At 60.8% G+C, this 14205-nt stretch carries 15 protein-coding genes and 4 tRNA genes; 5 read left to right on the forward strand and 14 right to left on the reverse strand.

All coding sequences use genetic code 11. The features are described 5' to 3' along the window. Window positions 1-5: 5 nt before the first annotated feature. From phnE to phnC, 3 genes are all read right to left on the reverse strand, one after another. Window positions 6-797, reverse strand: a complete 792-nt coding sequence (gene phnE, locus INS93_RS08495; RefSeq protein ID WP_192981039.1) for a phosphonate ABC transporter, permease protein PhnE — start codon at window positions 795-797, stop codon at window positions 6-8. A 63-nt stretch (window positions 798-860) separates the two neighbouring features. Beyond that, window positions 861-1862, reverse strand: coding sequence for a phosphonate ABC transporter substrate-binding protein (phnD, locus tag INS93_RS08500; protein WP_192981040.1), 1002 nt, complete (start codon window positions 1860-1862; stop codon window positions 861-863). 54 nt (window positions 1863-1916) lie between these two features. Beyond that, window positions 1917-2741, reverse strand: coding sequence for a phosphonate ABC transporter ATP-binding protein (phnC, locus tag INS93_RS08505; protein WP_192981041.1), 825 nt, complete (start codon window positions 2739-2741; stop codon window positions 1917-1919). A 377-nt stretch (window positions 2742-3118) separates the two neighbouring features. On the opposite strand from phnC, the gene INS93_RS08510 reads away from it, so the two are divergent. Continuing rightward, window positions 3119-3445: an Arc family DNA-binding protein gene (locus tag INS93_RS08510; protein WP_003461866.1), complete on the forward strand. Its 327-nt coding sequence runs from the start codon at window positions 3119-3121 to the stop codon at window positions 3443-3445. A gap of 80 nt (window positions 3446-3525) precedes the next feature. On the opposite strand, the gene INS93_RS08515 is transcribed toward INS93_RS08510, so the two are convergent. From INS93_RS08515 to INS93_RS08530, 4 genes are all read right to left on the reverse strand, one after another. Next, window positions 3526-4662 (reverse strand): sodium ion-translocating decarboxylase subunit beta, encoded by a 1137-nt coding sequence (locus INS93_RS08515; RefSeq protein WP_192981042.1) that lies wholly within the window; start codon window positions 4660-4662, stop codon window positions 3526-3528. Window positions 4663-4672: 10 nt separating this feature from the next. Next, window positions 4673-6448, reverse strand: coding sequence for a sodium-extruding oxaloacetate decarboxylase subunit alpha (gene oadA / locus INS93_RS08520; RefSeq protein ID WP_192981043.1), 1776 nt, complete (start codon window positions 6446-6448; stop codon window positions 4673-4675). A gap of 23 nt (window positions 6449-6471) precedes the next feature. Continuing rightward, window positions 6472-6729, reverse strand: coding sequence for an OadG family protein (locus tag INS93_RS08525; RefSeq protein WP_192981044.1), 258 nt, complete (start codon window positions 6727-6729; stop codon window positions 6472-6474). A gap of 201 nt (window positions 6730-6930) precedes the next feature. After that, a complete protein-coding gene (locus tag INS93_RS08530) occupies window positions 6931-7827 on the reverse strand; it encodes an AraC family transcriptional regulator (RefSeq protein ID WP_192981429.1) in 897 nt (298 codons plus the stop codon). Between the two features lie 163 nt (window positions 7828-7990). Here INS93_RS08530 and INS93_RS08535 point away from each other — a divergent pair, with 163 nt between their 5' ends. From INS93_RS08535 to INS93_RS08545, 3 genes are read left to right on the forward strand one after another with little or no spacing between them, the layout of a single operon-like run. Further along, on the forward strand, window positions 7991-8725 hold the full coding sequence (locus INS93_RS08535) for an SDR family oxidoreductase (protein ID WP_420707285.1): 735 nt from the start codon (window positions 7991-7993) through the stop codon (window positions 8723-8725). A gap of 44 nt (window positions 8726-8769) precedes the next feature. Beyond that, complete coding sequence (locus INS93_RS08540) at window positions 8770-9066, forward strand: Atu4866 domain-containing protein (RefSeq protein WP_224490645.1); 297 nt, start codon at window positions 8770-8772, stop codon at window positions 9064-9066. A 29-nt stretch (window positions 9067-9095) separates the two neighbouring features. Further along, window positions 9096-9557 carry a nuclear transport factor 2 family protein gene (locus tag INS93_RS08545; RefSeq protein ID WP_160020291.1) on the forward strand — a complete coding sequence of 154 codons (462 nt, stop codon included), beginning with the start codon at window positions 9096-9098 and terminating at the stop codon, window positions 9555-9557. A gap of 6 nt (window positions 9558-9563) precedes the next feature. On the opposite strand, the gene mgtE is transcribed toward INS93_RS08545, so the two are convergent. Continuing rightward, window positions 9564-11006 (reverse strand): magnesium transporter, encoded by a 1443-nt coding sequence (gene mgtE / locus INS93_RS08550; RefSeq protein WP_192981047.1) that lies wholly within the window; start codon window positions 11004-11006, stop codon window positions 9564-9566. 323 nt (window positions 11007-11329) lie between these two features. Here mgtE and INS93_RS08555 point away from each other — a divergent pair, with 323 nt between their 5' ends. Next, on the forward strand, window positions 11330-11824 hold the full coding sequence (locus INS93_RS08555) for a DUF4124 domain-containing protein (RefSeq protein WP_192981048.1): 495 nt from the start codon (window positions 11330-11332) through the stop codon (window positions 11822-11824). A 44-nt stretch (window positions 11825-11868) separates the two neighbouring features. Here INS93_RS08555 and INS93_RS08560 read toward each other — a convergent pair. The 6 genes from INS93_RS08560 to INS93_RS08585 form a co-directional block, all read right to left on the reverse strand. Next, window positions 11869-11945: transfer RNA gene (locus tag INS93_RS08560), tRNA-Arg, on the reverse strand. Window positions 11946-12015: 70 nt separating this feature from the next. Continuing rightward, window positions 12016-12092, reverse strand: a tRNA-Arg gene (locus tag INS93_RS08565). A gap of 110 nt (window positions 12093-12202) precedes the next feature. Next, window positions 12203-12279 (reverse strand) — tRNA-Arg (locus INS93_RS08570). 75 nt (window positions 12280-12354) lie between these two features. Further along, window positions 12355-12445: transfer RNA gene (locus INS93_RS08575), tRNA-Ser, on the reverse strand. Between the two features lie 61 nt (window positions 12446-12506). Further along, the gene (gene csrA / locus INS93_RS08580) at window positions 12507-12692 is read right to left on the reverse strand and encodes a carbon storage regulator CsrA (RefSeq protein WP_003244478.1); all 186 of its coding nucleotides are present in this window, start codon (window positions 12690-12692) and stop codon (window positions 12507-12509) included. Between the two features lie 191 nt (window positions 12693-12883). Then, entirely contained in the window at window positions 12884-14122 is a 1239-nt protein-coding gene (locus tag INS93_RS08585; protein ID WP_160020294.1) for an aspartate kinase, read from the reverse strand. Window positions 14123-14205: the final 83 nt, after the last annotated feature.

Here is a 14205-nt window from a genome sequence, read left to right on the forward strand (position 1 = left end):
CTCCTTCAGATAAAGAGCTTGCGCAGGCGCTGGGACAGGATGTCGATGGCGCTCACCACCAGGATGATCACGATCAGCAGCGCGCAGGTCTGGGCGAACTGGAAGCCGCGGATAGCCTCCCAGAGGATCACGCCGATACCACCAGCGCCGACCATGCCGACCACCGTGGCCGAGCGCACGTTGGACTCGAAACGGTACAGCGAGTAGGAAATCCACAGTGGCAGCACCTGCGGGATGACGCCGAAGATCACCTCCTGCAAGGCGCTGGCACCAGTGGCGCGCCCCCCTTCGACCGGGCCGGGGTCGATGGCCTCGACCGCCTCGGCGAACAGCTTGGCCAGCACCCCGGTGGTGCTGATGAACAGTGCCAGCACGCCCGCGAAGGGGCCGAGGCCGACCGCGACGACGAAGAGCATGGCGAAGACCATTTCGTTGATCGAACGGCAGGCATCCATCACTCGGCGTACCGGCTGATAGATCCACCAGGGCACGATGTTCTCGGAGCAGAGAATGCCCAGAGGAATGGCGCAGACGATGGCCAGCACCGTGCCCCAGAGGGCGATCTGCACCGTGACCACCATCTCCTTGAGGTAGTGCTGCCAGTTGCTGAAGTCCGGCGGGAAGAAGTCGGCGGCGAAGGTGGCCATGTTGCCGGCATCGCGCACCAGCGCCAGCGGGTTCATTTCCGCGCCCTGCCAGGACCAGGCAAGTACGGCGAAGAACAGGCCCCAGCCGATCAGTTGCAACCAGCTGCGTTTGCTATCGATGGTCGGGGTATGGGTGGTCAAAGTGGTCATCAAGGCATCTCGGGGAAAACGACTGCAGTCAGCCCCTCGGTCGATACCGAGGGGCTGCCAGGATCAACCGGCGCTGGCGCCGCCTTGCTTCTCACGCTCGGCCATGCGCTGCTCCAACTTGGCCAGCTCGGCGTCCAGTTCCTTGAGCTGAGCCTGCTTGTCGGCGTCCTTGAGCGTGGCGTTGTTAGCCACTTCGGTACGCTTCTTGAACAGCTCGAGCTGGCGAATCGGCAGCAGCTGATCGTTGTCGGAAGCCTTGAACTGCCCCCACTGCAGGCCTGCGAGTACCTTCTTCTCTTCCGGCTTGGCGCCGTAGCTCATGAAGAAGTCACGCAGCTTGTCGCGGGTTTCCTGCGGCAGGTTCTTGCGCCAGACGATCGGGTCGGACGGGATCAGCGGCGAGGTCCAGATCACCTTGAGTTGCGCGGCCTTGTCCGGCGCAGTCACTTCCAGGCGCTCCATGCCCTCGCTGTTGAAGGTGCCGACATCGACCTGCTTGTTGGCCACCGACAAGGCGTTGACCTCATGACTGCCGTTGAGCGAGCGCTTGAAGATCTTGCCGGCGTCGGCATTGTTCTGGGCGAACACGTAGTAACCGGGCACCAGGTAGCCGGAAGTGGAGTTCGGGTCGCCGTTGGCGAAGGTCAGGCTCTTGGCGTTCTTGAGCATGTCCTCGACCGAGTCGATCGCGCTGTCCTTGTGCGCCACCAGCAGGCTGTAGTAACCCTGCGCGCCGTTGGCCGCCACGGTCTGGGCGAAGATCTCGCCGCCAGCGCGGTCCACCGCTTCCATCGCCGACTTGTTGCCGTACCAAGCCACATCGACCTTGTCGAAGCGCATGCCCTGGATGATCCCGGCATAGTCAGGGGCGAAGAAGGCGTTGATCTTCACGCCGGTCTGCTTGCTCATGTCGGCCAGGAAGGGCTCCCACATGGCCTTGAGGTTCTGCGAGGACTCGGTGGAAATGATGCCGAAGTTGAGTTCCTCGGCGGCCTGGACCGAGCCCAGCAGGGAACCGGTGACGAGCGCGGAGGCAGCCAGCATATGGCCGATGCGTTTGAACATGGAGCACACTCCTGTTGCAGGTTGGCGTTGTTGTTTCGAGTGAGGGAGGTGACGTCAGGCCTTGGCCAGCGTCAGCGGACGCTCTACAGCCCGAGGGCGCTGCCCTTGCGGCAGCAGCAGGCTGATATCGAGATCGCCGCCGTAGAGATCGTTTAGGAAATCGGGGTTGAAGCCCGTGGTCGGGCCATCGAAATGGATGCGCCCGCCCTTCAGCGCCACCGCACGCTGGCAATAGCGCACCGCGTAGTCGACCTGATGCAGAGTCACCACCACTGTCTTGCCGTCGTGACGGTTGATGTCGGCGAGAATCTCCATCACCTTGCGCGCCGACTCCGGGTCGAGCGAGGCGATCGGTTCATCGGCGAGAATCACTTCGGCCTGCTGGCACAGCGCGCGGGCGATAGCCACGCGCTGCTGCTGCCCGCCTGAGAGGGTCGAAGCACGCTGAGCAGCGAACTCGGCCAGACCGACCCGCTCCAGCGCCTGCATGGCACGCTGTTTTTCCTCGGCATTGAACAGCCCGAGGCTGCCACGCCAGCGCGGCATACGCCCCAGACCACCGAGCAGCACGTTCTGCAGCACACTGAGGCGGCCCACCAGATTGAACTGCTGGAAGATGTAGCCGATATCGGCACGCTGACGACGCACGTCGCCGTTCAGACGGCCATCGGCCTGCACCTGGCGCCCAAGCACTTCGATACTGCCGGCATCGCCGCGCGCCAAGCCAGCAAGATGACGCAGCAGGGTCGACTTGCCCGAACCCGACGCGCCGATCAACGCCACCATTTCACCCGGCTGTACCGAAAGAGCCAGATCGAACAATGCCTGTTTACGGCCGAAGCTTTTGTTCAGACGGTCGACTCGAATCGCTGCGCGCATGGGCTGGCCCTCTACTATCATTGTCGATACGAAGGCAGCGAGCTGGCGCCTTCTGGTGTAGACCAAGGTAGGCGCAAGCTGTGTCAGGCTTGTGAATCAGTGATGACGATTGAGTGACCGAAACTTTTATAATCGAGTACAGCATCAGCATGACTTCTGCCGAACACCGCGCATTTCAGACAATCGGTGCTGGCATAAAGCCGCCACCTGATTCACAATCCGACACGTATTTGGCGTCAAGGAATTGTTCAGATGACTCTTGGGTCATAATGACGCAGAACGCGATACCGGTTGAACGGCTAGTGCGAAACACTGTCAAACCGGTGACAATCTCGACACTGACTACCAGTATCGCTCCCTGAACTAACCGGTAATGTATGCGCCCTATGAAACAGGCTATTTATTCCAGCCGCACGGCTGACAAATTTGTCGTTCGCTTGCCAGATGGCATGCGTGAGCGTATCGCTGACGTAGCACGCAACCATCACCGCAGCATGAATTCGGAAATCATCGCCCGCCTGGAGCAAAGCATGCTTCAGGAAGGTGCTCTGGATGACGATCTCAGCCTGCGCCTCGACAGCCCCGAACTGAGCCTCCACGAGCGTGAATTGCTGCAGCGTTTTCGTCAGTTGTCGCGCCGCCAGCAGAACGCGCTGGTCGCTCTGATTGCCCACGACGTGGAAATGGCCGCCGAAGAAGCCTGAGGCGAGCCCACAAAAAAACCGGCCTTGAGCCGGTTTTTTTGTGGGCAACGAAAAGGCGCGGAGCGAACTCCGCGCCGCAATCAGCCAACGAAACTGAGCAACACCCCCGCCGCCACCGCCGAGCCAATCACCCCGGCCACGTTCGGCCCCATGGCATGCATCAGCAGGAAGTTCTGCGGATTGGCTTCCAGACCGACCTTGTTCGATACCCGAGCCGCCATCGGCACTGCCGACACACCGGCCGAGCCAATCAACGGATTGACCTTGTTGCTGCTGAACAGGTTCATCAGCTTGGCCATCAGCACACCGGCCGCAGTGCCTGCGCAAAACGCCACCATGCCCAGCATGAGAATGCCCAGGGTCTTGAGCTGCAGGAAGGCTTCGGCCGACAGCTTCGAACCCACGGTCAGACCGAGGAAGATGGTGACGATATTGATCAGCGCATTACGCGAAGTATCGGCCAGGCGCTCGACTACACCGGCCTCGCGCAGCAGATTGCCGAGGGCGAACATGCCGATCAGCGGCGCGGCGTCAGGCAGCAGCATGCCAATCAGAACGCACAGCACGATAGGGAAGATGATCTTCTCGGTCTGCCCCACCGGGCGCAACTGCTGCATGACGATGGCGCGCTCCTCCTTGGTGGTCAACGCACGCATGATCGGCGGCTGCAGCAACGGTACCAGCGCCATGTAGGCATAGGCCGCGACGGCAATGGGCCCGAGCAGATCAGGCGCCAGCTTTGAGGTGACGAAGATCGAGGTCGGCCCATCCGCCCCGCCGATGATGGCGATGGACGCCGCCTCCTTGAGGGTGAACTCCATGCCGGGAATGCCCAGCGCAGTGATCGCCAGGGCGCCGAGCAGGGTGCCGAAGATGCCGAACTGCGCAGCGGCGCCAAGCAGCAGCGTCTTCGGATTGGCCAGCATCGGGCCGAAGTCGGTCATGGCGCCGACGCCGAGGAAGATCAGCAGCGGGAAGATGCTGGTCGGCAGGCCCACTTCATAGATCAGGTGCAGGAAACCCGCGCCCTCGGCCATGTTGGCCACCGGAATGTTCGACAACAGGCCACCGAAGCCGATGGGCACCAGCAACAGGGGCTCGAAGCCCTTCTTGATGGCCAGGTAGATCAGCAACAGGCAGACCGCGATCATGAATGCCTGACCGGGCTCCAGATGGTACAGACCAGTGCTCTGCCAGAGCTTGAGCAGCTTTTCCATGACGCGCCCCTCAGCCGATGGTCAGCAGGCTTGCGCCCACTGCCACTGCATCGCCGACCTTGACGTTGACGGCACCGATGGTACCGGCCTTGAAGGCGCGGATCTCGGTTTCCATCTTCATTGCTTCGAGGATGATCACCAGTTGACCCTCCTCCACGACCTGACCAGGCTGCACCAACACCTTGAAGATATTGCCAGCCAGCGGCGCGGCTTGCGGCTCGCCGCCGCCCACTGCGACCGGAGCCGCCGGTGCGGTGCTCGCCGCACCACCGACGGGCTTGATACCTTCGATATCGCCGCCCTCGTTCACCTGCACGACGAACGACTTGCCATTGACCTCGACGGTGTAGACCTCAGGCTTGCCTGCCTCGCGAGCCGGGGCTTGCTTACCGGTCGGCACAGGCTCGAAGACCGCCGGGTTGCCACGATTTTCCAGGAACTTCAAGCCGATCTGTGGGAACAGCGCATAGGTCAGGACGTCGTCGATTTCGTCGACAGCCAGCTTGATGCCTTTCTCCTGAGCGATGCCCTTGAGTTCGGCAGTCAGCTTGTCCATCTCGGCCTCGAGCAGATCAGCCGGACGGCAGGTGATCGCTTCGCCACCGTCGAGTACACGGGCCTGCAGCTCGGCGTTGAACGGCGCGGGCGCGGCGCCGTACTCGCCCTTGAGCACGCCGGCGGTTTCCTTGGTGATGGACTTGTAGCGCTCGCCGGTGAGCACATTGATCACCGCCTGAGTGCCAACGATCTGCGAAGTGGGCGTCACCAGCGGGATGAAACCCAGATCTTCGCGCACGCGTGGAATCTCGGCCAGCACCTGGTCGAACTTGTCCTGGGCGCCTTGCTCTTTGAGCTGGCTTTCCATGTTGGTGAGCATGCCGCCAGGCACCTGAGCGACCAGGATGCGCGAGTCGACGCCCTTGAGGTTGCCCTCGAACTTCGCGTATTTCTTGCGCACCTCGCGGAAGTACGCGGCGATTTCTTCCAGCAGCTCCAGGTTCAGCCCGGTGTCGCGCTCGGTACCCTGGAACATGGCCACCACCGACTCGGTCGGCGAATGACCGTAGGTCATCGACAGCGAGGAAATCGCGGTGTCGACGTTGTCGATACCAGCCTCCACCGCCTTGAGAATGGCCACCGACGACAGCCCGGCGGTGGCGTGGCACTGCATATGGATTGGGATCGCCAGGCTGGCCTTCAGGCGCGACACCAACTCGAAGGCGGTATAGGGCGTAAGAATGCCGGCCATGTCCTTGATCGCTACCGAATCGGCGCCCATGTCTTCGATCTGCTTGGCCAGGTCGACCCACATGTCCAGCGTGTGCACCGGGCTGGTGGTGTAGGAGATGGTGCCCTGGGCATGCTTGCCCTGCTGCTTGACGGCCTTGAGGGCGGTTTCCAGGTTGCGCGGGTCGTTCATCGCATCGAATACGCGGAACACATCGACGCCATTGACGGCGGCGCGCTCGACGAACTTTTCCACCACGTCATCGGCATAGTGGCGGTAGCCCAACAGGTTCTGCCCGCGCAGCAGCATCTGCTGGCGGGTATTGGGCATGGCTTTCTTCAGTTCGCGGATGCGCTCCCAGGGATCTTCGCCGAGATAACGAATGCAGGCATCGAAGGTCGCGCCACCCCAGGACTCCACCGACCAGAAGCCGACCTGATCGAGCTTGGGCGCAATAGGCAGCATGTCTTCGAGACGAACACGCGTCGCCAGGATCGACTGATGCGCATCACGCAGCACCACATCGGTGATTCCGAGTGCTTGTTTTACGGCAGTCATACAGGTGCTCCCTCTGAACCTGATCAACCGCGGCGCGCGCGGTGCTGGGCAATAGCGGATTGGATGGCGACCAATGTTTCTGCATCCGGCTCATGGCTGGCCGACCTGAAACTAGGCGCTCGAGAAGAAATAGCCGGGCTCGGCGCGGACGGAGCGAAGGTCGCGATCAGACGTGACATCAGACTGACCACACCCACCAGCAACACCAGAAAGACAAATACGAAGCCCATGCCGAACAGCATGAGTTCGACACCCTCGAGCAGCAGTTCACTGGAGGTCATCTTGGCTCCTTTGGCCAGCAGCCAGGCGGCTGCGTTCATTATTGATTAGGAGCGCCCAGAGTCAGCGCCTGGGCAAAGCTGGCGAACCTTAGCGTGAAACGAGCGTTTGAAGCAAACGCCAAAGGGGCCGTACGGGCTATTTATGTAGTGGTTTATAAGCATCCACTACCAAAGAAGCATAAAGGCCCTGCGAGCGAAGCCTCAGGATGCGGAGCGAGCCACGGTATCAACGGCAGGAGCAAGCCTCAGCAGGGTCTTGAAGTGGCGCGTCTCATCGCCAGGGGTGCGCCCGAACAGGCGCTTGAACTCCCGATTGAACTGCGACGGACTTTCATACCCAACGCACTGCGCAGCACTGAGCGCACTCATGTCGCTGCGGATCATCAGCAGCCGCGCCTGATGCAGGCGAATGGCCTTGAGGTACTGCAGCGGCGAACGACTGGTCATCGCCTTGAAATGCACATGGAAGGTCGGCACGCTCATGCTGGCGACTTCGGCCAGCGAGGGTACATCGAGCGACTCCTGATAATCCCGATGAATCCGCTGCAGGACACGAGCAATACGGCCGAAATGACTATTCTGCGCCAGGGTCGCGCGCAGGCCATTACCTTGCTCACCCTGCAGCACGCGAAAGACGATCTCACGCAGAATCGATGGGCCGAGCAGGCGCACCTCGTCAGGGTCGGCCAGGGCCTCCAGCAGGCGCAACGTGGCGTCACTCAGGCGCGCATCCATAGGGCTGGAATAAAGCGTTGCCGGTCGAGTTGGCTGGGGCTCTTCCAGATCCATGACCAGCTCAGCCACCAACAGCGGGTCGACACGCAGCGCCACCCCGAGCATGGGCTCTTCGGCACTGGCCTCGGTTTCGATGGAGAACGGCAAGGGCAGCGCCAGCACCAGATAGTGCTGCGCGTCGTAGACATACAGATTGCCGTCGTGCAGCCCGCTCTTGCGCCCCTGGATCACGATCACGATGCTCGGCTCATACAGCGCCGGGGTAACCGGTAGCGAGCGATTGGAGCGCATGAAGGTAACCCCGTCGAGCTGCGCTGCGGTGTACCCCTCCTCGGGGGCCAGGCGCAGCATCAGTTCGACCATGCGCCGCTTGATGCTCTCGGAACTCATGCTCATGCGCCGCTTTCGACTCGTGATCAATACCCGGCCATTGTAGGAAGCATTCAATAGAAACAGGCAATATCGAAAGAGTAACGAGACTTAGCAGCCGGCCCGCCCCTGCCTAGCATGGACGCTCCATAACGCAATGGAGACCGACATGAGCAAAGTCATCCTCATCACCGGCGCCAGCAGCGGCATCGGCGAAGCCACCGCCAGACACCTGGCAAGCCTGGGTCATCGAGTGGCACTCGGCGCCCGACGCATCGAGCGCCTGCAGGCACTGACAGAAGAGCTGCAGGCACAAGGTCAACATGCCTCCTGCCGCGCCGTCGACGTCAGCCAACTGCATGACATGCAGGCCTTCGTCGAGCATGCCGAAACGCATCACGGCCCCATCGACGTGATCATCAACAATGCCGGCGTCATGCCGCTGTCGCCGCTCAACGCCCTGAAGGTGGATGAGTGGAACCGCATGATCGACGTCAACATCAGGGGCGTGCTGCACGGTATTGCCGCCGTGCTGCCAGGCATGGAAGAACGCGGACGCGGTCAGGTCATCAATATCGCCTCCATCGGCGCCCACGCCGTATCGCCGACAGCGGCGGTCTACTGCGCCACCAAGTATGCCGTCTGGGCGATTTCCGAAGGCCTGCGCCAGGAAAGCGAGCGCATCCGCGTCACCACGATCTGCCCCGGCGTGGTCGAGTCCGAACTGGCCGACAGCATCTCCGATGCCAGTGCGCGCGAGGCGATGAAAGCTTTCCGTCGCGTCGCCATCACGCCAGACGCCATCGCCCGCGCCGTGGCCTATGCAGTCGAACAGCCCGACGACGTCGACGTCAGCGAACTGATCGTGCGCCCGACCGCCAGCCCCTATTGATGGAGTCCACCATGTCAGCGAAGAACACTGCCACGGCACTGTTGATGAGCGGTGCCCTGCTAACCGGCGTGGCAATCGCGCAATCCGAGCACCCGCATCCTTATGTAGGCATGTGGGTAACGGACGACGGCCGTGTCCGCCATGAGTTATTGGCCAACGGCCGGTATGACGAGGCACGCGGCAATCGCGAAAGCGCCTATCAGGGTCACTACCGCGTCACCGGCAACCACATCGACTACGTCGACGACACCGGTTTTACCGCCGACGGTGAGTTCGTCGACGACGTGCTCTACCACGGCGGCATGGTACTGCGCCGCAAAGCCCTCCCAACCAACGAGTAACGATACCCATCAGCCAAGAGAAAAAGCCCATGAACATGCAAAAGATCATCGCTGCATTGCTACTGAGCGCATCACTCTGCCTCCCGGCCTGGGCAAGTGACAACACGGCGGCCAATCAGGCCCTGATTCAGAAAGCCTTCGATGACTGGCGCGCAGGCCAGGGAGGCATCTTCCAGTTGCTGGCCGATGATGCCGTCTGGGTCGTGGCCGGCAGCAGCCCGTACTCCGGGACCTACCCTACACGCGAGGCGTTCATGGAAGATGCAGTCAAACCCATCACTGACAAACTGGCGACACCCATCGTGCCCACCGTCCGCCAGATCGTGGCACAAGGACCCTACGTGGTCGTGCACTGGGATGGCCAGGCGACTGCCAAGGACGGCAGCCGCTACGAGAACAGTTACTCATGGCACATGCAGCTGGACAACGGCCGGATCACAAGGGTCACGGCCTTTCTCGATACCTGGCGGCTGGTCGAACTGATGAACTGAAGCGACCTACAGCAAGAAGATCGACGCCAGCCCCAGGAAGATGAAGAAACCGCCGCTGTCGGTCATGGCAGTGATCATCACACTGGCCCCCATGGCCGGGTCGCGCCCCAGGCGTGCCAGGGTCATGGGGATCAGCACCCCCATCAGCGCTGCCAGCAGCAGGTTGAGGGTCATGGCCGCCGTCATCACGACACCGAGCGACCAGCTGCCGTAAAGCCCATAGGCCACGGCGCCGATCACCCCACCCCAGAGGAGGCCGTTGATCAGGGATACGCCGAGCTCCTTGCGTACCAGGCGCTTGGTATTGCCGGTGCTGACCTGATCCAGCGCCATGGCGCGGACGATCATGGTGATGGTCTGGTTACCCGAGTTACCGCCGATACCGGCGACGATGGGCATCAACGCGGCCAACGCCACCAGCTTCTCGATCGAGCCTTCGAACAGGCCGATCACCCGCGACGCCAGAAACGCGGTGACCAGGTTGATAGCCAGCCAGGCCCAACGGTTGCGAACCGACTTCCACACCGAGGCGAAGATGTCTTCTTCCTCGCGCAGACCGGCCATGTTCAGCACTTCGCTTTCGCTTTCCTCACGGATCAGGTCGACCATCTCGTCGATGGTCAGACGCCCGATCAGCTTGCCGTTCTTGTCCACCACTGGCGCGGAAATCAGGTCATAACGCTCGAAAGCCTGGGCGGCGTCGTAGCCATCTTCATCGGGATGGAAGCTCACCGGATCGTCGGCCATGACTTCGCCGACCTGCTTGTCCGGGTCGTTGACCAACAGGCGCTTGATTGGCAGCACGCCCTTGAGCACGCCGTCGTAATCGACCACGAACAGCTTGTCGGTATGGCCCGGCAGCTCTTTCAGGCGCCGCAGGTAACGCAGCACCACTTCCAGGCTGACATCTTCGCGGATGGTGACCATCTCGAAGTCCATCAGCGCACCGACCTGATCCTCTTCGTAGGACAGGGCCGAACGCACGCGCTCACGCTGCTGAGCGTCGAGCGACTCCATCAGCTCATGCACGACGTCGCGCGGCAGTTCTGGTGCCAGGTCGGCGAGTTCGTCGGCGTCCATGTCCTTGGCCGCAGCGAGAATCTCGTGATCGTCCATGTCGGCGATCAGGGTTTCTCGTACTGCGTCGGACACTTCCAGCAGGATGTCGCCGTCGCGCTCGGCCTTGACCAATTGCCAGACGGTCAGGCGCTCATCCAGCGGCAGGGCTTCGAGGATGTGGGCAATATCCGCAGGGTGCAGATCTTCGAGCTTGCGTTGCAGTTCGACGAGATTCTGACGATGCACCAGGTTCTCGACCCGGTCGTGATGCTGGCCTTCCTGACGATGGGTCAGGTCTTCGACCAGTTTGTGCCGGTGCAGCAGTTCGATCACCTGGGCCAGGCGATCCTGCAAGCTCTCTTGCGGCTTTTTGGCTTCTACTTCAGTCATAGCGCGCTCCACCCCCAGTTGGCAGGCACGCCAGAGGGGATCAATCAGGTCTTACACGATTGTGCGAGGGGAGTATTGAGTAACTACTGGGTAAGTCCATGGTGGTATTCCACAAGCCCCGGCGGGGCTGACGCGGCGAATAATAACACCGCAAAACAGCTTTGTACGTGACAAAAGCGCGGCAAGAACAATTGCTTGCATCACAAACTTCGATCTCGCATGAAAACCTGGTTATACGACGCCAGCGATCCGCGCCGGGACACCCTGGCGAGCGCGAAAAAAGGGTCTAACCTGAAGCAGGCGAACGTCACGGAGGACGATTCATGCGAGGAAAGCACTTCGCAGCGCTATTGGCCGCTGCGCTTCTCTACCCTATTGAAGACAGCTCGGCCGCCAGTGTGTTCCGCTGCGTAGGCGCAGACGGCCATGTCACCTTCACCCGCCACGGCTGCGCCACCGATCAGGAGCAGCATCTGCAAGATGCGCGCAACCCTACGCCCAGCAGCAGCAAGACCATCCCCCTTGCCGACCCAGACCGACGCGCAACACCCAACCCAACGGGCACCGGGGAGCTGGTCATAGTTGGTCAACAAGACGACGGCTGCGGCAACCTGCTGACCAGCAGCGAGAAGCGCCAGGCAATCATCCGCAAGGAAGTCCGCAGCGGCATGAGCCGTGCCGACGTGGAGAACAGCCTGGGCAAACCGGACAGGGTCACAGCCAGCAACGGGCAGCAGCGTTATCACTACACAGAAAAACGCAAAGGCGGCAGCAGCCGACAGGTCAGCTTCGACGAAGCCGGCTGCGTGAAGAAATGACGCACAAAGAAAAAGGGCCTGCATTACTGCAGGCCCTTTGGGTATGGCGGACTCAGGAGGATTCGAACCTCCGACCGCTCGGTTCGTAGCCGAGTACTCTATCCAGCTGAGCTATGAGTCCGTTTGGCGCTTTTAGACCAGATCACCGCTGGTTGAAACATGACCTTGCATCGCTGCAGTGCCATTGAATATGGCGGACTCAGGAGGATTCGAACCTCCGACCGCTCGGTTCGTAGCCGAGTACTCTATCCAGCTGAGCTATGAGTCCGTTTCAGAACGCCTTCAAGGCAGTGCCTTTCGTGCGATCTTATGGTGTTTTTAGACCAGACCACCACTGGCTGAAACAAAATGGCTTGCAGCGATGCAAGCCATTGGAAATGGCGGACTCAGGAGGATTCGAACCTCCGACCGCTCGGTTCGTAGCCGAGTACTCTATCCAGCTGAGCTATGAGTCCACTTTCACGGTGCTTTTATACCAGATCACCTCTGGTTGATTCGCCAGCCCGGCTTACGCCCGACTCGCTGAATAATGGCGGAGAAGGGGGGATTCGAACCCCCGACACCCTTTTGAGGTGTACTCCCTTAGCAGGGGAGCGCCTTCGGCCACTCGGCCACCTCTCCGCAACACGGGGCGCATGATAAACATGTTTTCCCCGTTTGCAAACAAAAATTTGTAGAAAAATTAGTGGCTTGGTTCGTCACCCTTCTCTTTCTGGATGCGCTGGTAGATTTCTTCACGGTGTACGGCAACCTCTTTCGGCGCATTGACACCAATGCGCACCTGGTTACCTTTCACACCCAACACGGTGACAGTCACATCATCACCGACCATCAGGGTCTCTCCGACCCGGCGAGTCAGAATCAGCATTCCTTTCTCCTCAACGGATTACATTTCTCAGGACAACAGTCTGCAAAAAGAAAATGGTGCCGGCTTCCTGCTAAATCAAGCCTGAAAGCCTCCACCCAAGTATTGACCAGCCCGCGTAGAAAGAAAGTTCCCACGTGCGAGTCAAAAAGACGAAAGGCGCGGAACCAGCCGCGCCTTTCAAATAAGTGCAATCACTCGCCCTGTCGGGCCGGGGCATCCAGTTCGAAAGCGGTATGCAGAGCGCGTACCGCCAACTCCAGATACTTCTCCTCGATCACCACGGAAACCTTGATCTCGGAGGTGGAGATCATCTGAATATTGATGGTCTCCTTGGCCAGAGCCTCGAACATGCGGCTGGCAACGCCGGCATGGGAGCGCATACCGACACCGACGATGGACACCTTGGCGATGTTGGTATCCCCGACCACTTCACGAGCACCCAGCTCGTCTGCAGTCTTCTGCAACACGCCGAGGGCGTTGTTGTAGTCGTTGCGGTGCACGGTGAAGGTGAAATCGGTGGTGTTATCGTGCGAGACGTTCTGCACGATCATGTCCACTTCGATGTTGGCCGCGCTGATCGGGCCGAGAATCTTGAAGGCGATGCCGGGGATATCCGGCACCCCACGGATGGTCAGCTTGGCTTCGTCGCGATTGAAAGCGATGCCGGAAATGATCGGCTGTTCCATGGATTCCTCTTCATCAAGGGTAATGAGGGTGCCCGGGCCCTCCTGAAAGCTGTGCAGGACGCGCAGCGGGACGTTGTACTTGCCGGCGAACTCCACCGAGCGAATCTGCAGCACCTTGGAACCGAGGCTGGCCATTTCCAGCATCTCTTCGAAGGTGATCTTCTCCAGGCGCTGGGCCTTGGGCACCACGCGCGGGTCGGTGGTGTAGACACCATCGACGTCGGTGTAAATCTGGCACTCGTCGGCTTTCAGCGCCGCAGCCAGGGCCACACCGGTAGTGTCTGAACCACCACGCCCAAGGGTAGTGATGCTGCCGTGTTCGTCGACACCCTGGAAACCAGCGACAACGACGACGCGACCGGCCTTGAGATCAGCGCGAATCTTCTGGTCATCAATCTGCAGAATGCGCGCCTTGTTGTGTGCGCTGTCGGTGAGGATGCGCACCTGGTTGCCGGTGTAGGACACCGCCGGCACGCCACGCTTGATCAGCGCCATCGCCAGCAGGGCGATGGTCACCTGCTCGCCTGTGGACACCATGACATCCAGCTCACGCGCAACCGGGTCGCCATCAGTGATCTGTTTGGCCAGATCGATCAGGCGGTTGGTTTCGCCGCTCATGGCGGAAACCACGACGACGATGTCGTCACCGTTCTCGCGGAACTTCTTCACCTTGTCGGCCACCTGCGCGATACGCTCGATGGTGCCGACGGAGGTGCCCCCAAACTTCTGTACGATCAAAGCCATTTCAAAAAGCCGCCTGATTCCTCGAAGGGCGCCCATTAAACCCGCATCGGGTCATACTGCCAAGGCCCGCCGGACGCACTGCG

Source organism: Pseudomonas sp. EggHat1, from assembly GCF_014892995.1.
Lineage (GTDB): Bacteria > Pseudomonadota > Gammaproteobacteria > Pseudomonadales > Pseudomonadaceae > Aquipseudomonas > Aquipseudomonas chaetocerotis.

Excerpts from the sequence above, each read along its gene's own strand:
- INS93_RS08525 (WP_192981044.1), bottom strand. The coding sequence starts at position 6,729 with ATGACCTCCAGTGAACTGCTGCTCGAGGGTGTCGAACTCATGCTGTTC.
- oadA (WP_192981043.1), bottom strand. The coding sequence starts at position 6,448 with ATGACTGCCGTAAAACAAGCACTCGGAATCACCGATGTGGTGCTGCGT.
- INS93_RS08545 (WP_160020291.1), top strand. The coding sequence starts at position 9,096 with ATGAACATGCAAAAGATCATCGCTGCATTGCTACTGAGCGCATCACTC.
- phnC (WP_192981041.1), bottom strand. The coding sequence starts at position 2,741 with ATGCGCGCAGCGATTCGAGTCGACCGTCTGAACAAAAGCTTCGGCCGT.
- INS93_RS08515 (WP_192981042.1), bottom strand. The coding sequence starts at position 4,662 with ATGGAAAAGCTGCTCAAGCTCTGGCAGAGCACTGGTCTGTACCATCTG.
- INS93_RS08535 (WP_420707285.1), top strand. The coding sequence starts at position 7,991 with ATGGAGACCGACATGAGCAAAGTCATCCTCATCACCGGCGCCAGCAGC.
- INS93_RS08585 (WP_160020294.1), bottom strand. The coding sequence starts at position 14,122 with ATGGCTTTGATCGTACAGAAGTTTGGGGGCACCTCCGTCGGCACCATC.
- phnD (WP_192981040.1), bottom strand. The coding sequence starts at position 1,862 with ATGTTCAAACGCATCGGCCATATGCTGGCTGCCTCCGCGCTCGTCACC.
- INS93_RS08540 (WP_224490645.1), top strand. The coding sequence starts at position 8,770 with ATGAGCGGTGCCCTGCTAACCGGCGTGGCAATCGCGCAATCCGAGCAC.
- csrA (WP_003244478.1), bottom strand. The coding sequence starts at position 12,692 with ATGCTGATTCTGACTCGCCGGGTCGGAGAGACCCTGATGGTCGGTGAT.
- INS93_RS08510 (WP_003461866.1), top strand. The coding sequence starts at position 3,119 with ATGCGCCCTATGAAACAGGCTATTTATTCCAGCCGCACGGCTGACAAA.
- phnE (WP_192981039.1), bottom strand. The coding sequence starts at position 797 with ATGACCACTTTGACCACCCATACCCCGACCATCGATAGCAAACGCAGC.
- INS93_RS08530 (WP_192981429.1), bottom strand. The coding sequence starts at position 7,827 with ATGGTCGAACTGATGCTGCGCCTGGCCCCCGAGGAGGGGTACACCGCA.
- mgtE (WP_192981047.1), bottom strand. The coding sequence starts at position 11,006 with ATGACTGAAGTAGAAGCCAAAAAGCCGCAAGAGAGCTTGCAGGATCGC.
- INS93_RS08555 (WP_192981048.1), top strand. The coding sequence starts at position 11,330 with ATGCGAGGAAAGCACTTCGCAGCGCTATTGGCCGCTGCGCTTCTCTAC.